We start from the raw sequence: 21,065 nt of genomic DNA, 5'->3' as shown, positions 1-21,065 counted from the left end.
CCTTTAGGGGGGATTCAGGGGTAACGACCGAGCCCGGTGAGAGCGCTGAAAAAAATCGCTGCGGGTGTGCCGCGTGAAAATTTCAGAGTGCCCAGCCGTTGCCGGTCTGCGAAGGCGCGCGATTTTATCAGGCTTGAGGGGCAGCGGCCATCCTCGGGCCGACGGGCAGGGACATATCGCGTTAAAAAAACCGATATTGGCCGTGTTGGGCCGCACCGCTCATGGCTGTATAAGGTATAGCCGTTAAGCGGCTATCGTTATGACAGTACGAAAACTTCCATCGGTCGTGTGAATGATTTGCGAGGGTCTGTGGTCACAGCCTTGCTCTGATGTGTTCATGCGCACTGCTCCAACCGTTTTTTTGTCGGGAATCTTCCATGGGTTTGCGTAAATTTCTTTTTGTAGGCTGTTTGTCGCTGGTCAGCCTGGCGAGTCATGCCGAAACGCTCAATGGCCTTTATCAAGTGCGCGAGCCGGTCAGTGGCCAGACACCACAGGAGCGCGATCAGGCCACGCAGAAAGCGCTGGAAACCCTGGTGCTGCGCCTGACCGGCGATGCCAAGGCTGCCCAGAGCCCGGCGCTGGCCGCGATTCGCAAGGACCCGCAGCAGATCATCAGCCAGTACGGTTATGACGCCGGGCCGCCGGAAAGCTTGCAGGTCGATTTCGATCCGGTCAGTACCGACCGCGCATTACGCCAGGCCGGGCTGGCATTGTGGGGCGCCAATCGGCCGTCGATTCTTGGATGGTGGCTGAACGATTCGACTGAAGGCTCAAGCCTGGTCGGCGACGGCCAGGCCAGCGCTGCACCGCTGCGCCGTGCGGCGCAGCATCGCGGTTTGCCGTTGCGCCTGCCGCTGGGTGACCTGGATGAGCAGATCGTCGCGACTGCGCCCAATCTGGAAGGGACAGACCCGGCACCGTTGCGAAATGCGTCGGAGCGTTATGGTGCCGACGCCTTGCTGGCGGTGCATGCCCGCGAAGAGGGTGGCCAATGGCAGGCCAAGTGGCGCTTGTGGCTGGGTGATCAGCGTGAGCAGGGCAGCGTACAGGGCGCCGACACGGCGGCTGTCGCCGATGCGGTGTTGCTGGCGGTCAGCGAGCGATTGGCGCCACGGTTTGTTGCCAAGCCGGGTGTCTCCACCGAGCAGTTGCTTGAAGTGCAGGGCATGAATCTGGAGCGCTACGCGGCTTTGGGACACCTGCTTGAGCCGTTTGGTGCGCACCTGCAAAGTGTGGACGGCGATCGGATTCTCTATCGGGTCAACGGCAGTGCCGAGCAATTGCGGGCACAACTGCAGTTGGCAAAGTTGCAGCCGATACCAGCGGGTGAGGCGCTGGCGCCAGTTGCGGCGGTTCAGCCGGCGGTCGCGGGTTCGGCGCCTGCTGTAGCGCCGACACCGGCTGCGCAACTGCGTTTCCGTTGGTAAGCGTTTCTTTCTTTATATAGAAGCAATGGAGTGGTTCATGGCCGATACGCGGCGTTGGGTCTGGCTTGGTGGGGTGTTCCTGCTGTGCGCGTTTGTGTACTTGTTACATCCTATCCTCACGCCATTTCTGGTGGCGCTGTTGTTGGCCTATCTGTTCGACCCGCTGGTGGATCGACTGGAGAGGCTTGGCCTGTCACGCACGTGGGGCGTAGTGGCGGTGTTTGCCTTGTTCACCCTGATCGTCATGACGCTGCTGTTGGTGTTGGTGCCGATGCTCGCCAAGCAGTTGTTCCGCTTATATGAGCTGGCGCCGCAGATGCTCGACTGGTTGCAGCACACCGCGATGCCTTGGGTTCAGGCGAAAATGGGGTTGGCGGACGGTTTCTGGAAGTTCGACAAGGTCAAGGCTGCGATCAGTGAGCATATGGGCCAGACCACCGATATCGTCGGTGTGGTGCTGAGCCAGGCGACGGCTTCGAGCCTGGCGTTGATCGGGTGGCTGGCCAACCTGGTGCTGATTCCGGTAGTGAGTTTTTACTTGCTGCGCGACTGGGACCTGATGATGGCGAAGATCCGCAGTCTGCTGCCGCGTGATCGCGAGGCGCGGGTGGTGTCGCTGGCGGGCGAATGCCATGAAGTACTCGGGGCTTTCGTGCGTGGGCAGTTGCTGGTGATGCTGGCGCTGGGCGTGATTTACGCCGCTGGTTTGATGCTGGTCGGGTTGGAGTTGGGCCTGTTGATTGGCTTGATTGCCGGTCTGGCGGCGATTGTGCCGTACATGGGCTTTGTGATCGGTATCGGTGCGGCGCTGATTGCCGGGCTGTTCCAGTTCGGCGGTGATCTGTACCCGATGATTGGGATTGTCGCGGTGTTCATGGTGGGGCAGGCGCTCGAGGGCATGGTGCTCACGCCGTTGCTGGTGGGTGACCGAATCGGCCTGCACCCGGTGGCGGTGATCTTCGCGATTCTGGCGGGTGGCGAGCTGTTTGGTTTCACCGGGATCCTGCTGGCGTTGCCGGTGGCGGCCGTCATCATGGTGCTGGTGCGTCATGTGCATGATTTGTATAAAGATTCTGAAATCTATAGCGGCGTTGAAGACCCTGATTTATGACGGTGTCCGATTGACCCTTCCAGGCCGCCCGGCGCAATGTCGGGCGTGCCCTGCGGGCGGTTCGGCTGTCACATACGCTGTCAAAAAATCCTCCGTGAATCCAATAAGTTAACGCAAACCTTTGATTTTGCTTGTGGTCTGTTGCATTGTGCGGCCAGCTTCACGGGTATAAACTTTGCAAACTTTACACAGAGGCCACTAACGGTTCGTTTGGAACTGTTCAGTCAGCATGAAACCGATTCAGCTGCCCCTAGGTGTGCGTCTGCGTGACGACGCTACCTTTATCAACTACTACCCAGGCGCCAATGCCGCTGCACTCGGCTATGTCGAGCGTCTATGCGAAGCCGACGCCGGCTGGACCGAAAGCCTGATTTACCTCTGGGGCAAGGACGGCGTAGGGCGTACGCACTTGTTGCAGGCGGCCTGTTTGCGTTTCGAGCAGTTGGGTGAGCCGGCGGTCTACCTGCCGCTGGCCGAGTTGCTGGATCGCGGCATCGAAATCCTTGACAACCTAGAACAATACGAACTCGTCTGCCTCGATGACTTGCAGGCAGTGGCCGGGCGAGCGGATTGGGAAGAGGCGTTGTTTCATCTGTTCAACCGGTTGCGTGACAGCGGCCGACGTCTGTTGATTGCCGCGTCGACCTCGCCACGAGAGTTGCCGGTGAAGCTGGCGGACCTCAAATCGCGCCTGACCCTGGCGCTGATTTTCCAGATGCGTCCCTTGTCCGACGAAGACAAATTGCGAGCCTTGCAATTGCGTGCATCGCGTCGTGGACTGCACCTGACCGACGAAGTCGGGCATTTTATTTTGACCCGTGGCACGCGCAGCATGAGTGCGTTATTCGAGCTGCTTGAGCGTCTCGACCAGGCCTCGCTTCAGGCTCAGCGCAAGCTGACCATTCCTTTTCTCAAAGAAACCCTGGGCTGGTAAAACCGTGGCCTCTAGCGTGTTTCGGCATATTAAAGGCGCCAGAAAACACGCATCGGGAATAGGTTTCCACGGCGCGTGCGTAATCAATTCGGGCTTAAGCGCTTAGATGTAAACGAGAAACCGATAAGTCACATTAAGATCGATTGAATTTGCAAATGAAGTTGATAGCGGGCATAGTCTCGGCTTCTTTACAACTTCAGCCACGGTCGTGCCCATGCTAAATCGCTTCGCACCCCTCGTGCCTCTCGCACTTGTCACCCTGTTGTTCGGTTGCGCTGCACACTCTCCAGTGTCCCAGCAAGAGCAGCAACAACAGGTTAAAAATTCTTCTACTGCTCAGTCTTCCGTTATTTACCAGGAAGAACTGGCCACCGAAAAAGAGCTCTCCGACTTCGCCGATGGCAAGTCCTACCAGCTTCCGGTTCTGGCCGACAGCATCCTCGAACGTGGCATGTCCCTGATCGGTACCCGTTACCGTTTCGGCGGTACCTCTGAAGCCGGTTTCGATTGCAGTGGCTTCATCGGTTACCTGTTTCGTGAAGAGGCGGGCATGAACCTGCCGCGTTCCACTCGCGAAATGATCAACGTGGATGCCCCGCTGGTTTCTCGTAAAAACCTGAAACCGGGCGACTTGTTGTTCTTCGCTACCAATGGTCGTCGCGGTCGTGTCAGTCACGCCGGGATCTACCTGGGTGATGACCAGTTCATCCACTCCAGCAGCCGCCGCAGTGGTGGTGTCCGGGTCGATAGCCTGGGCGACAGCTACTGGAGCAAGACCTTCATCGAAGCCAAGCGTGCACTCGCCATGGCCCCGACAACGGTCACCGCGCGCAAGTAATCAGTCAATTTGTAAGGCTATCTTAAAGTCTTACTTGAAGTTTGACGCGCAGCCGCTAGAATCCAGACATATTGTTGATTAACTAACCGCGTAAGCCTTGCTTACGCGGTTTTGTTTTCAGCCTCACGGCAGAGAAAGCCGCATCCAGATCAGGATTGTTCTGCATATGTCGACGTCGGCCCGCCTCATACTCATCTGCTTCGTCGCGCTGCTCAGCGCCTGCGCCATCCGTACGCCACCCCCTGCCAAAGTGGTCCGGGCGCCGGTATTCGCGCCCTCCCAAACTTTTTCGCCCGCCGCTGAAGACGTACTGTTTCGCGCCTTGGGCCTGGTCGGTACGCCCTATCGCTGGGGCGGCAATACGCCGGATTCGGGGTTTGATTGCAGTGGCCTGATCGGCTACGTCTACCGCGATGCGGCCGGTATCTCCCTGCCGCGTTCGACTCGCGAAATGATCGGTATGCAAGCCCCGAGCATTGGCAAAGAAGCCCTGCAAACCGGCGACCTGATCTTCTTCGCCACCAATGGCGGCTCTCAGGTCAGCCACGCCGGGATCTACGTCGGTGAAGGTCGCTTCGTGCATGCGCCGGCCACGGGCGGCACGGTGAAGCTGGACAGCCTGTCCAAGGCCTATTGGCAAAAAGCCTATCTGAGTGCCAAACGGGTGCTGACCCCCGAACATCTGGCGCACAATCCCTAGCTCGCAGAGGTTGTCATGACCACTCGCACGCTTAATCTCGATGATTCACTCTACCACTACCTGCTCGACGTTTCCCTGCGTGAAACGCCGTTGCAGCGCCGTTTGCGTGACGAAACCCAAGCGTTGCCCAACGCTCGCTGGCAAATCGCACCCGAGCAGGGGCAGTTCCTCGCGTTACTGGTCAAGCTGACTAGCGCCAGGCGCTTGTTGGAAGTCGGCACGTTCACCGGTTACAGCGCTCTCTGCATGGCGGCGGCATTACCCGATGACGGCTCGTTGATCTGCTGCGATATACCAGGTGACTACAACGCGACGGCGCTGCGCTATTGGCAGGAAGCGGGATTTTCCGAACGCATCGAGTTGCGCCTGGCGCCGGCACTGCAAACCTTGGCTCAACTCGAGCAGCAAGGGCTGGGCGGTTGCTTCGATCTGATGTTCATTGATGCCGACAAGGCCAATTACCCGGCGTATCTGGAGAGCGCCTTGCGGCTGCTGCGCCAGGGCGGGTTGGCGGTGTTCGATAACACGCTGTGGAGTGGGCGAGTGCTGGAGGTCGATTCCGACAGCGAGGACACCCGAGCCATCCAGGCGCTCAATTGTGCCTTGAAGGATGACCCGCGTGTCGACCTGTCACTGTTGCCGATCGGAGATGGGTTAACCCTTTGCCGCAAAAGGTAGGCGCTGACCCCGATTAATGTGGGAGCGGGCTTGCTCGCGAAGACGGACTGACAGTCAACATTGATGTTGAATGTTAGAACGCTTTCGCGAGCAAGCCCGCTCCCACATTGGTTATGTGTTGGCGTTGGAGGACTTATTGGGCGGCCGAAACCCGCCACACCTTATTCCCCACGTCATCAGCCACCAGCAAACTGCCCTGCTGATCGATCACTACGCCCACCGGCCGGCCCATGGCTTCTTCGTCTTTGTTGAGGAAACCGGTGAGCACATCCACCGGTTGTCCGCTCGGCTTGCCGGCATTGAACGGTACGAAGATCACTTTGTAGCCGCTGTGCGGTTTGCGATTCCAGGAGCCGTGCTGGCCGATGAATACACCTTGGGTGAACGGCGCGGGCAGTTTGCTGCCCTCGGCGAAGGCCAGCCCCAGCGACGCCGTGTGCGGGCCGACGGCGTAATCCGGGGCGATAGCCTTGGCTACCAGGTCCGGGTTGGGTGGCGTGACGCGCACATCGACGTGTTGGCCGTAATAGCTGAAAGGCCAGCCATAAAAGCCGCCGTCCTTCACCGAGGTGATGTAGTCCGGCACCAGGTCACTGCCGATCTCGTCGCGTTCGTTGACGGCGGTCCAGAGCTTGCCGGTCTGCGGTTCCCAAGCCAGGCCGTTGGGGTTGCGCAGGCCCTGAGGCGAAGATGCGGTGGTTACCGGTAGCGCGGTCGACTTCCCAGATGGCGGCGCGACCTTCTTCCTGGTCCAGGCCGTTTTCACCGACGTTGCTGTTGGAGCCGACAGTGACGTAGAGCTTGCTGCCGTCCGGGCTGGCGATGACGTTTTTGGTCCAGTGATGGTTCAGCGCGCCGCCCGGCAAATCGACGACTTTGGTCGGTTGCGACGTGATGGCGGTTTCGCCGCTTTCATAATGGAAACGCAACAAGCGGTCGGTGTCGGCAACGTACAGGTCATTGCCGACCAGAGTCATGCCGAACGGCGAGTTGAGGTTTTCCAGGAATACCGTGCGGGTTTCGGCGACGCCGTCGTGGTTGCTGTCACGCAGCAGGGTGATGCGGTTCGCGCTGGGTACGCTGGCGCCGGCGCGCCCCATGACTTTGCCGGCGATCCAGCCACGAATACCGGCGCCGTCGTCGGACTTGGGTGGCGAGTTGGTTTCAGCCACCAGCACATCGCCGTTGGGCAGCACGTAGAGCCAGCGGGGATGATCCAGGCCTTCGGCGAAGGCTGCGACGTGTGTGCCTGGCGCCGCAATCGGTTTTGCGCTCTTGGTCCAGCCGACCGCCGGGGCGATGTTCACCGTCGGGATCAGGGCTTTGTTCGGTTCCGGCAGTGTGGGCGATGGCCCGGTACCGTCCGAGACTTGCAGGTTGGACGTCTCACCGCAGGCAGCAATCCCTGCGGCGATGGCGATGACGAGGACATGTTGAGGCTTGAGCATGTGGATCTCCCTATGAATGCAGTGCCTGCATCATAGAGGACCCTGACGGCCGGATGGTTCAATCGGTCAGCCGCGGGCTTCCTTGAGGAGGACGGCAATCCCGGGGTGGTAGTTGCCGGCATCGTTGTGCAGCTTGCGGTAGGCATACGGGAAGTACCAGGCCACGGCGCAGGTCAGTTCCTTTTGCAGGTCGTCGACCATGTCCTGGAGTTCTTCTGGAGTGGCGCTGTGCTGGGCCTTTTGTGGCGCAACGAACAGGCAGCCGAGTTTCAGGTCGCTGGCGTAGCCGATTTTCTTCGCGTCGCTGACGGCGTCTTGCAGGGCCTGTGTCAGGTTGAGGTTACTGACCCGCGGCCAGCGCTGGGTGGCTTGCAGATAGGCGCGTTCCTCTTTGCTGGCGATGTACAGATCGGCGCGGCCATTGCGTTCGCCTTCCTCGATCTGTTTTTTTGTCGGGGCCTGCTCCAGCGTGGCCAGTTCGGCCATCCATGCTGCGGCAGACAGCAATCCGAGGTTGGCGCGTTCGTCGAACCAGTAAGGGGTTTCGTTATCGCCGCGCACCGCGTTGTAGCGATCGATACAGTCAAACCAGCGCTCCAGCACCGGGCGCAGGAATTCCAGTTTCGGATTGCTGATGATCATGCCTTGCATGTTGCTCACCTTGTTCTTGTGGTTTGGAGTTATGGCGATTTGATATCACTGCTCTGAGTGTGGCACAAGATTGGCGTCAGTAAATTGATTCAGGCCAATTTTCCTCGGGTATTGGCGTCTGGCTTTAATTGACGCTCCATCCCCAACCCTCTAACCTTCGCGACTTGTTTCAGGTGCTCTGTGACCCATGGGTCGACCGAGTGAAACAGGGAAGCCGGTGAGTGTTTCGCATGATCCCGGCGCTGCCCCCGCAACGGTAAATGAGTCAAGACTGCGCCTGGTGCCACTGTGTCGAGTGTCGATACGGGAAGGCGCGCAGTCGGCAACTGCGGCTCATGAGCCCGGAGACCGGCCTGATCCATCCAGCGGCATCACGGTGGGCGATGCCAGGCTTCTTGCCGTCTATTGCTATGCCCGCCCGCCGTTACCCCGCCTCAACGGAGAGCTCCCCATGACTGATTCCCCTGATCGTGACGAACGCCATCTGGCGCGCATGCTGCGTAAAAAAGCCGTAATCGATGAACGTATTGCCAATTCGCCGAATGAATGCGGCCTGATGCTGGTGCTGACCGGCAACGGCAAAGGCAAAAGCAGTTCCGCTTTCGGCATGCTGGCGCGGGCCATGGGCCACGGCATGCAGTGCGGCGTGGTGCAATTTATCAAGGGCCGCAACAGCACGGGCGAAGAGCTGTTCTTCCGGCGCTTCCCCGAGCAAGTACGTTTCCACGTCATGGGCGAAGGGTTTACCTGGGAAACCCAGGATCGCCAGCGTGACATCGCCGCCGCCGAGGCGGCCTGGGCAGTGTCGCGCGAACTGCTGCGTGACCCGACCATCGGCCTGGTGGTGCTCGATGAGCTGAACATCGCCCTCAAGCACGGTTATCTGGACCTGGACCAGGTGCTCAGCGACTTGCAGGCCCGCCCGCCGATGCAGCACGTGGTCGTTACCGGTCGCGGCGCCAAACCCGAGATGATCGAGCAGGCCGATACGGTCACCGAAATGGGCATGGTCAAGCATGCGTTTCAGGCCGGTATCAAGGCGCAAAAAGGCGTTGAATTGTGAGTGAGCCACGTCATTGCCCGGCGGTCCTGATCGCTGCGCCGGCTTCCGGCCAGGGCAAGACCACCGTCACCGCCGCGCTGGCCCGATTGCATCGCAATCAGGGGTGCAAGGTGCGTGTGTTCAAATGCGGCCCGGACTTTCTCGACCCGATGATTCTGGAGCGCGCCAGTGGTGCGCCGGTGTATCAGTTGGACATGTGGATGGTTGGCGAGCAGGAAAGTCGTCGGCTGTTGTGGGAAGCCGCAGGCGAGGCTGACCTGATCCTCATTGAAGGCGTCATGGGCCTGTTCGACGGCACGCCGTCCAGCGCCGATCTGGCGCGCCACTTCGGAGTGCCGGTGCTCGGTGTGATTGACGGCACCGCCATGGCCCAGACGTTTGGCGCACTGGCCCTGGGGTTGGCGCGCTATCAGCCGGACCTGCCGTTTGCCGGGGTGCTGGCCAACCGTGTCGGCACCTTGCGCCACGCGCAATTGCTGGAAGGCAGCCTCACCGAAGGGCTGCGTTGGTATGGCGCCCTGTCCCGGGAAACCGGGATCGAGCTGCCGAGCCGCCATCTCGGGCTGGTCCAGGCGAGCGAGCTGAACGACCTGGACGCGCGTCTCGACGCCGCGGCCGAGGCCCTGGCCAGCAGTTGCGAAGTGGCGTTGCCACCCGCCGTCGAATTCGCCGCTCCCGAGGTGATTGTCGCCGAACCATTGCTGGCCGGCGTGCGCATTGCCGTGGCCCGCGATGAAGCGTTTGCGTTCACTTATGGCGCGAGTCTGGACCTGCTGCGGGCGATGGGCGCCGAGTTGCTGTTCTTCTCGCCGATCCATGACCGTGAGTTGCCGGATGCCGACAGCCTGTACCTGCCGGGCGGCTACCCGGAATTGCACCATGTGGCGCTGGCGCAAAACACCACGATGCTGGCGGCGATTCGCGCGCACCACGAGGCGGGCAAGCCGTTGTTGGCCGAGTGCGGCGGCATGTTGTACCTGCTCGACTCGTTGACCGATGTCGAGGGTACGCGTGTCGAGCTGGTCGGTTTGCTGGCCGGTGACGCGGTGATGCAGAAGCGACTTGCCGCGCTGGCATTGCAAGCGGTTGAGCTGCCGGAAGGCTCGCTGCGCGGGCACACCTATCACCACTCGTTGACGAGCACTGAGCTTGAGCCGATTGCCCGTGGGCTGAGCCCCAACGGCGGGCGCGGGGCGGAAGCGGTTTACCGTGACGGGCGGATGACCGCCTCTTATGTGCACTTTTACTTTCCGTCCAATCCGAAAGCGGTCGCCGCACTGTTCCTACCTGAATCCGAGGTCGCCATCGCGAGCAGGCCATGACCGACAATGCATTTTCCGAAGCCGAACGCGCAGCGGTCTACCGGGCTATCGGCGAACGTCGCGACATGCGTCATTTCAGCGGCGGCACGGTAGACCCCGAGCTACTGCGACGTCTGCTTGAAGCGGCGCATCAGGCGCCGAGTGTCGGCCTGATGCAGCCTTGGCGTTTCATCCGCATCAGCGACCGCCCCTTGCGCGGCAAGATCCAGCAACTGGTGGAAGAAGAGCGGGTACGCACTGCCGAAGCGCTGGGCGAACGCTCCGATGAATTCATGAAGCTGAAAGTCGAAGGCATCAACGATTGCGCCGAAGTGTTGGTGGCCGCGTTGATGGAGGATCGCGAGCGGCACATTTTCGGGCGTCGAACCTTGCCGGAAATGGACATGGCGTCGTTGTCCTGTGCGATTCAGAACCTGTGGCTGGCGTCCCGCGCCGAAGGGCTGGGCATGGGCTGGGTGTCGTTGTTCGAGCCGCAGGCCCTGGCCGACCTGCTCGGTTTGCCGCCCGGCGCCAAGCCGCTGGCGGTGTTGTGCCTGGGGCCGGTCGAGGCATTTTATCCGGCGCCGATGCTGGTGCTTGAAGGGTGGGCGCAACCGCGTCCGCTGAATGAACTGTTGTATGAGAATTATTGGGGAGTGAGTCAATGAGTGTGGCGTTATTGAGTGTCGCCGGGGTGGCGCTGGATGCGCTGCTGGGCGAACCCAAACGCTGGCATCCGCTGGTGGCGTTCGGCCGTTTTGCCGACCGCATCGAGCAACGTTTCAATTCCGGCGGTCGTGGCTGGCGCAGCCACGGCGTGACGGCCTGGGTGTTGGCGGTGTTGCCGCTGACCTTGTTGGCGACGGCGTTTGCCTGGTTGCCGTACATCGGCTGGATCGTCGAGATCCTGGCGTTGTACTGCGCCCTCGGTTTGCGCAGCCTTGGTGAACACGTCGAGCCGGTCGCCCAGGCGCTGCGCAGCGATGACCTGGTGGAGGCGCGCAAGCGTGTCAGTTACCTGGTCAGCCGTCAGACCGCCGAACTGGACTCGACCGAAGTCGCCCGCGCTGCCACCGAGTCGGTGCTGGAGAATGGCAGCGATGCGGTGTTCGCCGCGTTGTTCTGGTTTATCGTCGCGGGCGTGCCGGGGGTGGTGCTGTATCGCCTGAGCAATACGCTGGATGCCATGTGGGGTTATCGCAACGAGCGCTTCGAGCGTTTCGGCTGGGCGGCGGCGAAGATCGATGACGTGCTCAACTACATTCCTGCACGGCTGGTGGCCTTGACCTACGCGTTGCTGGGTAAAACCCGTCTGGCGCTCAAATGCTGGCGCACTCAGGGGCCGATGTGGGACAGCCCGAATGCCGGGCCGGTGATGGCGGCGGGTGCCGGTGCGCTGGGTGTGGAGTTGGGCGGCGCGGCGATTTATCACGGCGAGCTGCATCAGCGCCCGACCTTGGGTGAAGGCGTGCCGGCGGACGCCGACTCCATTGACCGTGGCTGGCAATTGGTCCAGCGCGGGGTATGGTTATGGCTGCTGATTCTCTGCCTGGGGGTTGAGTTCTATGCTTGAGCACGGTGGCCGTTTGCGCAAGGCGGCGCTCACCTATGGCATCGCCGAAGCCGACTGGCTTGACCTGTCCAGCGGCCTCGCGCCCTGGCCGTGGCCGATCCCGGAGATCCCGCTGCGAGCCTGGGCCCGCTTGCCGGAAACCGACGATGGCCTGGAGCAGGCCGCTTGCGAGTACTACGGCGCGCCCCAAGTGTTGCCGGTGGCGGGCTCGCAAGCCGCGATCCAGTTGCTGCCGCGTTTGCGTCGCGCCGGCAAGGTGGGCGTGCTGTCGCCGTGTTACGCCGAGCACGCCGAAGCCTGGCGCCGCAGTGGCTACATCGTTCGCGAAGTGACGGAACAGGAAGTCGACTTCTTTCTCGACAGCCTCGACGTGCTGGTGGTCGTCAACCCGAACAACCCGACGGGCCTGAGCCTGACCCCGGAGCGTTTGCTCGACTGGCACGCACGGCTGGCCCAGCGCGGCGGCTGGCTGGTGGTCGACGAAGCCTTTATGGACAACACTCCGCACCTGAGCTTGTCTGCCCATGCGAACAAAGTCGGGCTGATTATTTTGCGCTCGTTCGGCAAGTTCTTTGGTCTGGCCGGCGTTCGTTTGGGGTTTGTGTTGGCCGAACGCAAGTTGCTCAAATTGCTGGCCGAGCAAGTCGGGCCGTGGGCGGTCAGTGGGCCGACGCGGATTCTGGGGCAGGTGTGTTTGCGCGATACCGCCGGGCACGCACAACAACGCCAGCGCAGCGAGGCGGCGAGCCAGCGCCTGGCGTTGCTCCTTGAGCGCTACGGCTTCAAGCCGCAGGGCGGGTGTGCGTTGTTCCAGTGGTTGATCACCGACCGCGCCGGGCAGCTTCACGAATTCATGGCCACACGCGGCATTTTGCTGCGTCTGTTCCCCCACAACAGCAGTCTGCGTTTCGGCTTGCCGGCCGATGAAGCCGACTGGCTGCGCCTCGACGAGGCGTTCGCGGCCTACCGCAAGGATGTTCCATGAGCACGCTGATGGTGCAGGGCACCACTTCCGATGCAGGCAAAAGTACGCTGGTGACGGCGCTGTGCCGCTGGCTGAGCCGTGAGGGTGTCAGCGTGGTGCCGTTCAAGCCGCAAAACATGGCGCTCAACAGTGCGGTGACCGCCGACGGTGGCGAGATCGGCCGGGCGCAGGCCGTGCAGGCGCAGGCGGCGAACCTTGAGCCGCACACTGACATGAACCCGGTGCTGCTCAAGCCCAACAGTGACACGGGCGCGCAAGTGATCATCCATGGCCGCGCCGTGACCACGATGAACGCAGTCGCCTATCACGACTACAAAGCCATCGCCATGCAAGCGGTGTTGGCGTCCCATCAACGCCTGAGCGCGGCGTATCCGGTGGTCATGGTTGAAGGCGCGGGCTCGCCGGCCGAGATCAATCTGCGAGCCGGTGACATCGCCAACATGGGCTTTGCCGAAGCGGTGGATTGCCCGGTGATATTGATCGCCGACATCAATCGCGGCGGTGTCTTTGCCCATTTGGTCGGCACCCTGGAGCTGTTGTCGGCCAGCGAGCAGGCGCGGGTCAAGGGGTTCATCATCAACCGTTTTCGCGGTGACATTGCCTTGCTGCAACCGGGCCTCGACTGGCTCGAGGCGCGCACCGGCAAACCGGTGATTGGCGTGTTGCCTTATGTGATGGATTTGCACCTGGAAGCCGAGGACGGCATCGACCAGCGCCAGACCGACAAAGCCGAGCAGGTGCTGAACGTCGTGGTGCCGGTGCTGCCGCGCATCAGCAACCACACCGACTTTGATCCGTTGCGCCTGCACCCGCAGGTCAATCTGCAATTTGTCGGGCCTGGCCAGCCGATCCCGCCTGCTGACCTGATGATCCTTCCCGGTTCAAAAAGTGTGCGCAGCGACCTTGCATATCTGCGGGCCAATGGGTGGGACAGTGCGATCACCCGGCATCTGCGTTACGGCGGAAAACTGTTGGGCATCTGCGGCGGTTTGCAAATGCTCGGCGAGCAGTTGCACGACCCGTTGGGGCTGGAAGGCGCGCCGGGTTCCAGTGCCGGTCTGGGGTTGCTGGCGTTCGAAACGGTGCTTGAAGAAGAGAAGCAGTTGCGCAACGTGCGCGGGCGTCTGGCCCTGGAAAACGCTGAGGTCAGCGGCTATGAAATTCACGCTGGCGTGACCACCGGGCCGGCGCTGGAACACGCGGCGGTGCTGCTGGATGACGGTCGCAGCGACGGCGCACACAGCGCGGACGGGCAGGTGTTCGGCACGTACCTGCATGGCGTGTTCGAGTCGGCGCCCGCGTGCAGCGCGCTGTTGCGCTGGGCCGGTTTGCAGAACGTGCAGGAGGTCGATTATCACGCCCTGCGCGAGCGTGATATCGAGCGGTTGGCGGACTTGGTGGAGAAGCACCTGGACACCGGGCTGTTACGTGAACTCTGTGGGTTTTGAGGTGGTTTTGAGGACGCATTCGCGGGCAAGCCCGCTCCCACAGGGTTACGAGGCGTATTCAAAATTTGTGTTCATTCGAGATCAACTGTGGGAGCGGGCTTGCCCGCGAATAGGCGAGTTGCCTCACCGAATATTTTTCAGGATACCTTCATGCTGCAACTGATCCTTGGTGGTGCCCGCTCCGGCAAGAGTCGCCTGGCTGAAAAACTTGCGTCCGACAGCGGTCTGGCGGTGACGTACATCGCCACCAGCCAGCCGCTGGACGGCGAAATGAATGCGCGGGTGGCCCATCACCGCGAGCGTCGTCCGGCTGCGTGGGCGCTTATCGAAGAACCGCTGGAACTGGCCCGCGTGCTGCGCGAAACCGCACGCGCCGAGCATTGCCTGCTGGTGGACTGCCTGACGTTGTGGCTGACCAACCTGCTGATGCTCGACAACCCCGAGCGTCTGGCGCAGGAACGTGAAGCCCTGCTGGATTGCCTGGCGGCGCTGCCGGGGGAAATCATTTTTGTCAGCAACGAGACCGGTATGGGTGTCGTGCCGCTGGGCGAATTGACTCGCCGTTATGTCGATGAAGCCGGTTGGTTGCATCAAGCCCTGGCCGAGCGCTGTCAACGCGTTGTGTTGACCGTCGCCGGCCTGCCCCTGACTTTGAAAGGAACTGCGTTATGACTGACTCCTGGTGGCTGAACCCGTGCAAGCCGATCAACGCCGAGGCCCACGCGCAAGCGGCGGCCCGTCAGCAACAGCTGACCAAGCCGGCAGGCTCGCTGGGGCAGCTCGAAGCGGTGGCGGTGCAATTGGCGGGATTGCAGGGGCGGGTCAAGCCGAGCCTGAATCAGCTGTGGATTGCGATTTTCGCCGGTGATCACGGAGTGGTCGCGGAAGGTGTGTCAGCGTTTCCCCAGGAAGTGACCGGGCAGATGCTGCACAACTTCGTCAGTGGCGGCGCGGCCATCAGTGTGTTGGCACGGCAACTGGAGGCGCGCCTGGAAGTGGTCGACCTCGGCACGGTGACACCGTCGTTGAGCCTGCCGGGTGTGCGTCATCTGAATATCGGTCCCGGTACGGCGAACTTCGTCCATGCCCCGGCGATGACTCGGCGCCAGGGCGAGCAAGCCTTGCAGGCCGGTCGCGACAGCGTGCATCGGGCAATCGCAGAGGGTGCGGAGCTGTTTATCGGCGGCGAGATGGGCATTGGCAACACCACGGCCGCCAGTGCCGTGGCGTGCGCGCTGCTTGATTGCCCCGTGGTCAACATGACCGGGCCGGGCACCGGATTGAACGCGGCGGGCGTCAGCCATAAGGCTCAGGTCATCGAGCGGGCGTTGGCATTGCACGCAGGCCAGCGCGGCGACGTGTTACAGACGTTGCTCAACCTGGGCGGTTTTGAAATTGCGGCGCTGGTGGGGGCTTACCTGGCCTGTGCCCAGGAAGGCGTGGCGGTGTTGGTGGATGGGTTCATCTGCAGCGTGGCCGCACTGGTGGCGGTGCGCCTGAACCCGGCCTGCCGCGAATGGCTGCTGTTCGGCCATCGTGGTGCCGAGCCTGGTCATCGCCATGTGTTGGAAGCCTTGAGCGCCGAGCCGTTGCTCGAACTCGGGTTGCGTCTGGGCGAGGGCAGTGGTGCCGCGCTGGCGGTGCCGCTGTTGCGACTGGCGTGTGATCTGCACGGGCAAATGGCGACCTTTGCCGAAGCGGCTGTGGCGGATCGCCCGGCATGACCTTGCGCCTGGACCTGCTGCGCCATGGTGAAACCGAACTGGGTGGCGGCTTGCGTGGCAGCCTCGACGACGCCCTCACGGCCAAGGGTTGGAAGCAGATGCGCGGGGCAGTGATGGCCAAAGGTCCGTGGGATCGGGTGGTCAGTTCGCCGTTGCAGCGTTGTGCTCGCTTCGCCGAAGAATTGGCTGAGCAACTTGGGGTGCCGGTGCAGCTTGAGCGCGATCTGCAAGAACTGCATTTCGGCGCCTGGGAAGGGCAGAGCGCAGCGGCGTTGATGGAAACCGACGCCGAGGCGCTGGGCCTGTTTTGGGCTGATCCTTACGGCTTCACGCCGCCCGATGGTGAACCGGTGATCGCGTTTTCTGCACGCGTGTTGGCGGCGGTCGAGCGGCTGCATCAGGCCTATGCGGGCGAGCGGTTGTTGCTGGTCAGCCATGGCGGAGTGATGCGTTTGTTGCTGGCGCAGGCGCGGGGCTTGCCCCGCGAGCAATTGCTCAATGTCGAGGTCGCTCACGGGGCGCTATTTTCGTTGCAGGTGCACGCCCAAGGCTTGCTCAAGGAAGAGGTCTGAACGTGTTGCCCTTGTGGATCGCCCTGCAATTTCTCAGCAGTTTGCCGATTCGTCTGCCAGGCATGCCGCAACCTCGGGAATTGGGGCGCTCGCTGTTGTTCTATCCGTTGGTGGGGCTGTTGTTCGGCGTGTTGCTGTGGGCGCTGAACAGTCTGTTGAACGGCACGCCGCCGTTGTTGCACGCCGCTTTGCTGCTGACTGCGTGGGTGGTGCTCAGTGGTGGTTTGCACCTCGATGGCCTGGCCGACAGCGCCGATGCGTGGCTTGGTGGTTTCGGTGATCGCGAACGTACATTGACCATCATGAAAGACCCGCGCAGCGGACCGATTGCGGTGGTCACGCTGGTGTTGGTGTTGCTGCTTAAATTCACCGCGTTGCTGGCGTTGATCGAGCAGGGGCACGGCGTTGTTTTGATCATCGTTCCATTGATCGGCCGTGCCGCGCTGTTGGGGTTGTTCCTGACCACGCCGTATGTGCGCGCCGGTGGCTTGGGGCAGGCGCTGGCCGATCATTTGCCGCGCAAGGCCGGGTGGTGGGTGATGGCGATCAGTGCGTTGGCGTGTGCGTTGATCGGCGGTTTTGGCGGCGTTTTGGCGATTGTTATCGCGGTGGTGATGTTTGTCTGGTTGCGGCAGGTGATGTTGCAGCGTTTGGGCGGAACGACGGGCGATACTGCGGGGGCGTTGCTGGAGTTGCTGGAGATGGCGGTGTTGGTGGGATTGATGTTGGTCTGATGGTGATTTTTTGAATTTACAGCCGCCATCGCTCTCAATCTGTAACTTGATTTAACAGACTCGCGGGTATATACACGCACCATGCTTGCCTCTCAATGTTTATGCACCAACCTGCGTCGTGCCGCCCGTGGCGTCAGCAGGCATTACGACGGCGCCCTCGACGGCTTCGGGATCAACGTTGCCCAGTATTCTTTGCTGTGCAACTTGCAGCGGCTGGACCAGCCGAGCATTTCCACCCTGGCTGAGGCCATGGGCCTGGATCGCAGCACGTTGGGGCGCAACCTCCGGGTACTGGAAGGCGAGGGGCTGGTGCTGCTGGTCGAAGGTGAAGACCAGCGCAACCGCATCGTGCAACTGACCCAGGCCGGAAGCGAGCGTCTCGCGGCGGCGTTGCCTGCCTGGGAAGCGGCGCAGCAGCGCTTGATCGATCGTTTGGGTGCCGAGAAGCGTGCAACCTTGCTGGCCTTGCTGGACGAACTCGCCTGAGGTGGCGGGCCTTTCCAAACGTAAGCCCGAATTTAAGTCCGAGCTCAAGCGGGTATATACCCGCGACTGGAGAATAAAAATGACATCGATGTGGCGTACCAGCGGTTGGGTGCTTCTTGGGAGTGCGCTGATTCTTGCGTTGTCATTGGGCGTGCGGCACGGCTTTGGGTTGTTCCTGCCGCCGATGAGCGCGCAGTTCGGCTGGGGGCGTGAGGTATTTGCCTTCGCCATCGCCTTGCAAAACCTGATCTGGGGGCTGGCGCAGCCGTTTACCGGTGCGTTGGCTGACCGTTTCGGTGCCGCGAAAGTGGTGCTGGTCGGTGGCGTGTTGTACGCCGTGGGCCTGGTGTGCATGGGCTTGTCCGACTCGGCAGTGACGTTGTCGCTGAGCGCCGGGTTGTTGATCGGTATCGGCCTGTCGGGCACTTCGTTCTCGGTGATTCTGGGTGTGGTGGGGCGCGCGCTACCGCCGGAAAAACGCAGCATGGGCATGGGCGTCGCCAGTGCGGCGGGGTCGTTCGGCCAGTTCGCCATGCTCCCCGGGACCCTCGGGTTGATCGGCTGGCTGGGCTGGTCGAGCGCATTGCTGGTGCTCGGTCTGTTGGTCGCGCTGATTGTGCCGCTGGTGAGCATGCTCAAGGACAAGCCGCTGCCGGTGCTGGGTCATGAGCAGACGTTGACCGAGGCGCTGCGTGAAGCCTGCTCCCATTCCGGTTTCTGGCTGTTGGCGTTCGGCTTTTTTGTCTGTGGTTTTCAGGTGGTGTTCATCGGCGTGCATTTGCCGGCCTACCTGGTCGATCAGCACTTGCCGGCCAGCGTCGGCACCACGGTGCTGGCATTGATCGGCCTGTTCAATATCTTCGGTACGTACACCGCAGGCTGGCTCGGCGGGCGGATGTCCAAGCCACGTCTGTTGACCGGTTTGTACCTGCTGCGCGCGGTGGTCATCGGGTTGTTTCTTTGGGCGCCTGTCACGCAAACCAGCGCCTACCTGTTCGGTATGGCCATGGGCTTTCTGTGGTTGTCGACGGTGCCGTTGACCAACGGCACCGTGGCAACGCTGTTTGGTGTGCGAAATCTCTCTATGCTCGGTGGTATTGTTTTCCTCTTCCACCAGTTGGGTTCGTTCCTCGGCGGCTGGCTGGGGGGGGTGGTCTACGACCGAACCGGGAGCTATGACTTGATATGGCAAGTGGCGATTCTATTGAGCCTGTTGGCGGCCGCCCTGAACTGGCCCGTGCGCGAGCGTCCGGTGGCGCGTCTGCAAGCGCAGGCGAGCGCGGCGTGAATCGTGTCGCGGTGTGGCTTGGCGTGGCCAGCCTGGGCGCGTTGCTGCTGGTGCTGGCCTGGTGGGGCTGGCATCAGGGCGGTCTGGCGCTGATGCAATTGGGCATGGGCGTTTGCTGAATCGCTGCTTGCGAGGTCTGCGGAAGGGCGAGTAACGTCGCCCTCTGATTTCTATCAAGGACGTACGACATGCTGATGCGCTGGTTAGCCGTTCCAGCTGTTCTGTTGGCCATGGCCGGTTCAACCCTGGCGGCCGAGTGCCCGCCATTGCTTTCGGGCGTTTTGCCCAAGTTGCATGCCAAGGAATCCATCGATCTGTGCCAGCGCTTTGCCGGCAAGCCGCTGGTGGTGGTCAATACCGCCAGCTTTTGCGGTTTTGCCCCTCAGTTCAAAGGCCTTGAAGCGCTTTATCAGCGTTATAAAGGCCAAGGGCTGGAGGTGCTCGGCGTGCCGTCCAATGACTTCAAGCAAGAGTCCGGGGACGGTGCCGAGACCGCCAAGGTCTGTTATGTGAACTACGGCGTGACCTTCACCATGACCGAACCGCAAAAAGTGCGCGGTGCCGATGCGGTCCATTTGTTCAAGGCCTTGGCGCAGCAGAGCAGTGCGCCGAAATGGAACTTCTACAAATACGTGGTCGACCGTCAGGGCCAAGTGATTGCCAATTTCTCCAGCCTGACCAAGCCCGACAGCCCGGATTTCATCGAGGCCGTGGAAAAGGCCCTGGCCTCCAAGCCCTGATTGGCGTCCATCAAAAAGCCCCGCCTCTTCATCAGAGAGCGGGGCTTTTTCAATTCAGGCGGCGAGCCGCCAGGGCTCGCAGTGAATCAGAAGCGGTAGGTTGCACCTACACCGAAACCATTTGCCCAGTTTTCATACTTGGCGTTGTAGCTCTGGCCACGGTTGTTGTGGTTGTTGACCTTGACGGCTTCTTCCTTGAGGTAGGAGTAAGCGACGTCGATGGTCAGGTCGTCCGTTGGGCTCCAGCCAGCACCGAGGCTGAAGATTGTCCGGTCGCCAGTCGGGATGCGCGGGGAGCGGTCGACGTTGTTGGTCGGCGCCTGGTCAAACGACAGACCGGTACGCAGTACCCATTGCTTGTTCAGCTTGTACGAGGCACCGATGGCGTGAGCCCAGGTATCGTGCCAGTTCTGCTCTTCGGTGATGGAGCCGAATTGACCGTTCAACAGCGGCTGAACGCCTTTGTTCTCGACGGTGATGTTTTCCAGGCGGCTCCAGCGGGTCCAGGTGCTACCAGCGTAGATTGTCCACTGGTCGTCGAGTTCGTGGGTGACCGAGAGGTCTACCGACTCAGGGGTTTGCAGTTTCAGCGAGGCGTCGTACTTCTGGCTCGGGTTCAGGCCAGCGGCGGCAAGCACGCTGTAGTTGACCTTGGTGTCACCTTCGAGCTTGTACTTCACTCTCGAGTGATAGGTCAGGCCCACACGGGTGCTGTCGGTAACCTGCGCCAGAACGCCGATGTTGTAGCCCAGCGCGGTGTCGTCGCCCTTGATCTTGACCTTGCCGTCATTCGCCCGCGGGGTAATCGACAGGTTGGATTCCAGGGTGCCGTCGATACGGTTGATGGTCGGGCCGAAACCGATCGAAATCTTGTCGTTGAAGGCATAGCTGACGGTAGGTTGCAGCGTCATGACTTTAACGTCGCTCTTGCTGCCGAAGTAGCGGCCAGCAAAGCCTTTTTCGTAATCGGTCACGAGACCGAACGGTGCGTACATACCGATACCGAACGCCCAATGGTCGTCGATTGGCTTGACGTAGTAGCCCATAGGTACGGCAATGAACGGCACCATGTCGCCGTCGTTGGTGCCTTTGTTCGGGCGCGAACGTGCGTCGCTGATGTCGGTGTGAGCGTCGAGCATGGCGACACCGCCAGTCGCTTGTTCGCGCTTGATGCGGGACATACCGGCAGGGTTACCAAAAATTGTGCTTGCGTCGTCGGCGACAGAAGATCGCCCGGCAAAACCAGTGCCCATCCCACTGATGCTCTGTTCGTTGATGGCAAAGCCACTCGCGAAAATCTGCGTGGATGCCAACGTCACGGCGAGGCTAAGGGTGGTTTTGAGCATTACTTTTTTCATTAT

General features: G+C 61.4%; 22 protein-coding genes, 1 pseudogene and 1 riboswitch. Of the genes and pseudogenes, 20 read left to right on the top strand and 3 right to left on the bottom strand.

The window, feature by feature from the left end; all coding sequences use genetic code 11:
• Window positions 1–377: 377 nt before the first annotated feature.
• The 6 genes from AABM54_RS18695 to AABM54_RS18670 all read left to right on the top strand — a co-directional run bounded on the left by AABM54_RS18695 (window position 378) and on the right by AABM54_RS18670 (window position 5,691).
• Window positions 378–1,430, top strand: a complete 1,053-nt coding sequence (locus AABM54_RS18695) for a DUF2066 domain-containing protein (RefSeq protein ID WP_347901485.1) — start codon at window positions 378–380, stop codon at window positions 1,428–1,430.
• Window positions 1,431–1,467: 37 nt separating this feature from the next.
• Window positions 1,468–2,541 carry an AI-2E family transporter gene (locus AABM54_RS18690; protein WP_347901484.1) on the top strand — a complete coding sequence of 358 codons (1,074 nt, stop codon included), beginning with the start codon at window positions 1,468–1,470 and terminating at the stop codon, window positions 2,539–2,541.
• A 229-nt stretch (window positions 2,542–2,770) separates the two neighbouring features.
• Entirely contained in the window at window positions 2,771–3,475 is a 705-nt protein-coding gene (gene hda / locus AABM54_RS18685) for a DnaA regulatory inactivator Hda (protein WP_008033543.1), read from the top strand.
• 214 nt (window positions 3,476–3,689) lie between these two features.
• On the top strand, window positions 3,690–4,313 hold the full coding sequence (locus AABM54_RS18680) for an NlpC/P60 family protein (protein ID WP_347901483.1): 624 nt from the start codon (window positions 3,690–3,692) through the stop codon (window positions 4,311–4,313).
• A gap of 166 nt (window positions 4,314–4,479) precedes the next feature.
• The gene (locus AABM54_RS18675) at window positions 4,480–5,013 is read left to right on the top strand and encodes a C40 family peptidase (protein ID WP_347901482.1); all 534 of its coding nucleotides are present in this window, start codon (window positions 4,480–4,482) and stop codon (window positions 5,011–5,013) included.
• Between the two features lie 15 nt (window positions 5,014–5,028).
• On the top strand, window positions 5,029–5,691 hold the full coding sequence (locus AABM54_RS18670) for a class I SAM-dependent methyltransferase (protein WP_347901481.1): 663 nt from the start codon (window positions 5,029–5,031) through the stop codon (window positions 5,689–5,691).
• 133 nt (window positions 5,692–5,824) lie between these two features.
• On the opposite strand, the pseudogene AABM54_RS18665 reads toward AABM54_RS18670, so the two are convergent.
• Together AABM54_RS18665 and AABM54_RS18660 are read right to left on the bottom strand one after the other, a co-directional pair.
• Window positions 5,825–7,139, bottom strand: a pseudogene (locus tag AABM54_RS18665) (sorbosone dehydrogenase family protein).
• 66 nt (window positions 7,140–7,205) lie between these two features.
• On the bottom strand, window positions 7,206–7,790 hold the full coding sequence (locus AABM54_RS18660; RefSeq protein ID WP_347901480.1) for a hypothetical protein: 585 nt from the start codon (window positions 7,788–7,790) through the stop codon (window positions 7,206–7,208).
• 154 nt (window positions 7,791–7,944) lie between these two features.
• Window positions 7,945–8,162: riboswitch (cobalamin riboswitch) on the top strand.
• A gap of 79 nt (window positions 8,163–8,241) precedes the next feature.
• Here AABM54_RS18660 and cobO point away from each other — a divergent pair.
• The 14 genes from cobO (at window position 8,242) to AABM54_RS18590 (ending at window position 19,704) form a co-directional block, all read left to right on the top strand.
• Window positions 8,242–8,853, top strand: a complete 612-nt coding sequence (gene cobO, locus AABM54_RS18655) for a cob(I)yrinic acid a,c-diamide adenosyltransferase (protein ID WP_347901479.1) — start codon at window positions 8,242–8,244, stop codon at window positions 8,851–8,853.
• Complete coding sequence (locus AABM54_RS18650; RefSeq protein WP_347901478.1) at window positions 8,850–10,175, top strand: cobyrinate a,c-diamide synthase; 1,326 nt, start codon at window positions 8,850–8,852, stop codon at window positions 10,173–10,175. The genes cobO and AABM54_RS18650 overlap by 4 nt, the downstream gene beginning before the upstream one ends.
• The gene (gene bluB / locus AABM54_RS18645) at window positions 10,172–10,822 is read left to right on the top strand and encodes a 5,6-dimethylbenzimidazole synthase (RefSeq protein ID WP_347901477.1); all 651 of its coding nucleotides are present in this window, start codon (window positions 10,172–10,174) and stop codon (window positions 10,820–10,822) included. The genes AABM54_RS18650 and bluB overlap by 4 nt, the downstream gene beginning before the upstream one ends.
• Entirely contained in the window at window positions 10,819–11,727 is a 909-nt protein-coding gene (gene cbiB / locus AABM54_RS18640) for an adenosylcobinamide-phosphate synthase CbiB (RefSeq protein WP_347901476.1), read from the top strand. Before bluB ends, cbiB begins: the two co-directional genes overlap by 4 nt.
• Window positions 11,720–12,712: a threonine-phosphate decarboxylase CobD gene (cobD, locus tag AABM54_RS18635; RefSeq protein WP_347901475.1), complete on the top strand. Its 993-nt coding sequence runs from the start codon at window positions 11,720–11,722 to the stop codon at window positions 12,710–12,712. The genes cbiB and cobD overlap by 8 nt, the downstream gene beginning before the upstream one ends.
• A complete protein-coding gene (locus AABM54_RS18630) occupies window positions 12,709–14,160 on the top strand; it encodes a cobyric acid synthase (RefSeq protein ID WP_347901474.1) in 1,452 nt (483 codons plus the stop codon). The genes cobD and AABM54_RS18630 overlap by 4 nt, the downstream gene beginning before the upstream one ends.
• 150 nt (window positions 14,161–14,310) lie before the next feature.
• Window positions 14,311–14,832: a bifunctional adenosylcobinamide kinase/adenosylcobinamide-phosphate guanylyltransferase gene (gene cobU / locus AABM54_RS18625; protein ID WP_347901473.1), complete on the top strand. Its 522-nt coding sequence runs from the start codon at window positions 14,311–14,313 to the stop codon at window positions 14,830–14,832.
• On the top strand, window positions 14,829–15,884 hold the full coding sequence (gene cobT / locus AABM54_RS18620) for a nicotinate-nucleotide--dimethylbenzimidazole phosphoribosyltransferase (protein WP_347901472.1): 1,056 nt from the start codon (window positions 14,829–14,831) through the stop codon (window positions 15,882–15,884). Before cobU ends, cobT begins: the two co-directional genes overlap by 4 nt.
• Window positions 15,881–16,456: an alpha-ribazole phosphatase family protein gene (cobC, locus tag AABM54_RS18615; RefSeq protein WP_347901471.1), complete on the top strand. Its 576-nt coding sequence runs from the start codon at window positions 15,881–15,883 to the stop codon at window positions 16,454–16,456. Before cobT ends, cobC begins: the two co-directional genes overlap by 4 nt.
• 2 nt (window positions 16,457–16,458) lie before the next feature.
• The gene (locus AABM54_RS18610; RefSeq protein ID WP_347901470.1) at window positions 16,459–17,190 is read left to right on the top strand and encodes an adenosylcobinamide-GDP ribazoletransferase; all 732 of its coding nucleotides are present in this window, start codon (window positions 16,459–16,461) and stop codon (window positions 17,188–17,190) included.
• A gap of 81 nt (window positions 17,191–17,271) precedes the next feature.
• The gene (locus tag AABM54_RS18605) at window positions 17,272–17,676 is read left to right on the top strand and encodes a MarR family transcriptional regulator (protein ID WP_347901469.1); all 405 of its coding nucleotides are present in this window, start codon (window positions 17,272–17,274) and stop codon (window positions 17,674–17,676) included.
• An 88-nt stretch (window positions 17,677–17,764) separates the two neighbouring features.
• Window positions 17,765–18,964, top strand: a complete 1,200-nt coding sequence (locus AABM54_RS18600; RefSeq protein ID WP_347906254.1) for an MFS transporter — start codon at window positions 17,765–17,767, stop codon at window positions 18,962–18,964.
• Window positions 18,961–19,083, top strand: coding sequence for a hypothetical protein (locus AABM54_RS18595; RefSeq protein ID WP_347901468.1), 123 nt, complete (start codon window positions 18,961–18,963; stop codon window positions 19,081–19,083). The genes AABM54_RS18600 and AABM54_RS18595 overlap by 4 nt, the downstream gene beginning before the upstream one ends.
• A 69-nt stretch (window positions 19,084–19,152) precedes the next feature.
• Window positions 19,153–19,704, top strand: a complete 552-nt coding sequence (locus AABM54_RS18590) for a glutathione peroxidase (RefSeq protein ID WP_347901467.1) — start codon at window positions 19,153–19,155, stop codon at window positions 19,702–19,704.
• An 86-nt stretch (window positions 19,705–19,790) separates the two neighbouring features.
• Here AABM54_RS18590 and AABM54_RS18585 read toward each other — a convergent pair whose 3' ends face one another.
• Window positions 19,791–21,062 carry an outer membrane protein transport protein gene (locus AABM54_RS18585; protein WP_347901466.1) on the bottom strand — a complete coding sequence of 424 codons (1,272 nt, stop codon included), beginning with the start codon at window positions 21,060–21,062 and terminating at the stop codon, window positions 19,791–19,793.
• Window positions 21,063–21,065 lie beyond the last annotated feature (3 nt).

This window comes from Pseudomonas purpurea (assembly GCF_039908635.1).
GTDB classification, from domain to species: Bacteria; Pseudomonadota; Gammaproteobacteria; order Pseudomonadales; family Pseudomonadaceae; genus Aquipseudomonas; species Aquipseudomonas purpurea.
This window is presented reverse-complemented; position numbering and strand designations above follow the sequence as displayed.

What these genes read in the sequence shown, in the direction of transcription:
- cobT (WP_347901472.1), top strand. Translation starts at nt 14,829, where the DNA reads ATGACTGACTCCTGGTGGCTGAACCCGTGCAAGCCGATCAACGCCGAG.
- AABM54_RS18690 (WP_347901484.1), top strand. Translation starts at nt 1,468, where the DNA reads ATGGCCGATACGCGGCGTTGGGTCTGGCTTGGTGGGGTGTTCCTGCTG.
- AABM54_RS18630 (WP_347901474.1), top strand. Translation starts at nt 12,709, where the DNA reads ATGAGCACGCTGATGGTGCAGGGCACCACTTCCGATGCAGGCAAAAGT.
- AABM54_RS18695 (WP_347901485.1), top strand. Translation starts at nt 378, where the DNA reads ATGGGTTTGCGTAAATTTCTTTTTGTAGGCTGTTTGTCGCTGGTCAGC.
- AABM54_RS18590 (WP_347901467.1), top strand. Translation starts at nt 19,153, where the DNA reads ATGCTGATGCGCTGGTTAGCCGTTCCAGCTGTTCTGTTGGCCATGGCC.
- AABM54_RS18670 (WP_347901481.1), top strand. Translation starts at nt 5,029, where the DNA reads ATGACCACTCGCACGCTTAATCTCGATGATTCACTCTACCACTACCTG.
- cbiB (WP_347901476.1), top strand. Translation starts at nt 10,819, where the DNA reads ATGAGTGTGGCGTTATTGAGTGTCGCCGGGGTGGCGCTGGATGCGCTG.
- AABM54_RS18585 (WP_347901466.1), bottom strand. Translation starts at nt 21,062, where the DNA reads ATGAAAAAAGTAATGCTCAAAACCACCCTTAGCCTCGCCGTGACGTTG.
- AABM54_RS18660 (WP_347901480.1), bottom strand. Translation starts at nt 7,790, where the DNA reads ATGCAAGGCATGATCATCAGCAATCCGAAACTGGAATTCCTGCGCCCG.
- AABM54_RS18600 (WP_347906254.1), top strand. Translation starts at nt 17,765, where the DNA reads ATGTGGCGTACCAGCGGTTGGGTGCTTCTTGGGAGTGCGCTGATTCTT.
- cobD (WP_347901475.1), top strand. Translation starts at nt 11,720, where the DNA reads ATGCTTGAGCACGGTGGCCGTTTGCGCAAGGCGGCGCTCACCTATGGC.
- cobU (WP_347901473.1), top strand. Translation starts at nt 14,311, where the DNA reads ATGCTGCAACTGATCCTTGGTGGTGCCCGCTCCGGCAAGAGTCGCCTG.
- AABM54_RS18680 (WP_347901483.1), top strand. Translation starts at nt 3,690, where the DNA reads ATGCTAAATCGCTTCGCACCCCTCGTGCCTCTCGCACTTGTCACCCTG.
- cobC (WP_347901471.1), top strand. Translation starts at nt 15,881, where the DNA reads ATGACCTTGCGCCTGGACCTGCTGCGCCATGGTGAAACCGAACTGGGT.
- cobO (WP_347901479.1), top strand. Translation starts at nt 8,242, where the DNA reads ATGACTGATTCCCCTGATCGTGACGAACGCCATCTGGCGCGCATGCTG.
- hda (WP_008033543.1), top strand. Translation starts at nt 2,771, where the DNA reads ATGAAACCGATTCAGCTGCCCCTAGGTGTGCGTCTGCGTGACGACGCT.
- AABM54_RS18605 (WP_347901469.1), top strand. Translation starts at nt 17,272, where the DNA reads ATGCTTGCCTCTCAATGTTTATGCACCAACCTGCGTCGTGCCGCCCGT.
- AABM54_RS18675 (WP_347901482.1), top strand. Translation starts at nt 4,480, where the DNA reads ATGTCGACGTCGGCCCGCCTCATACTCATCTGCTTCGTCGCGCTGCTC.
- bluB (WP_347901477.1), top strand. Translation starts at nt 10,172, where the DNA reads ATGACCGACAATGCATTTTCCGAAGCCGAACGCGCAGCGGTCTACCGG.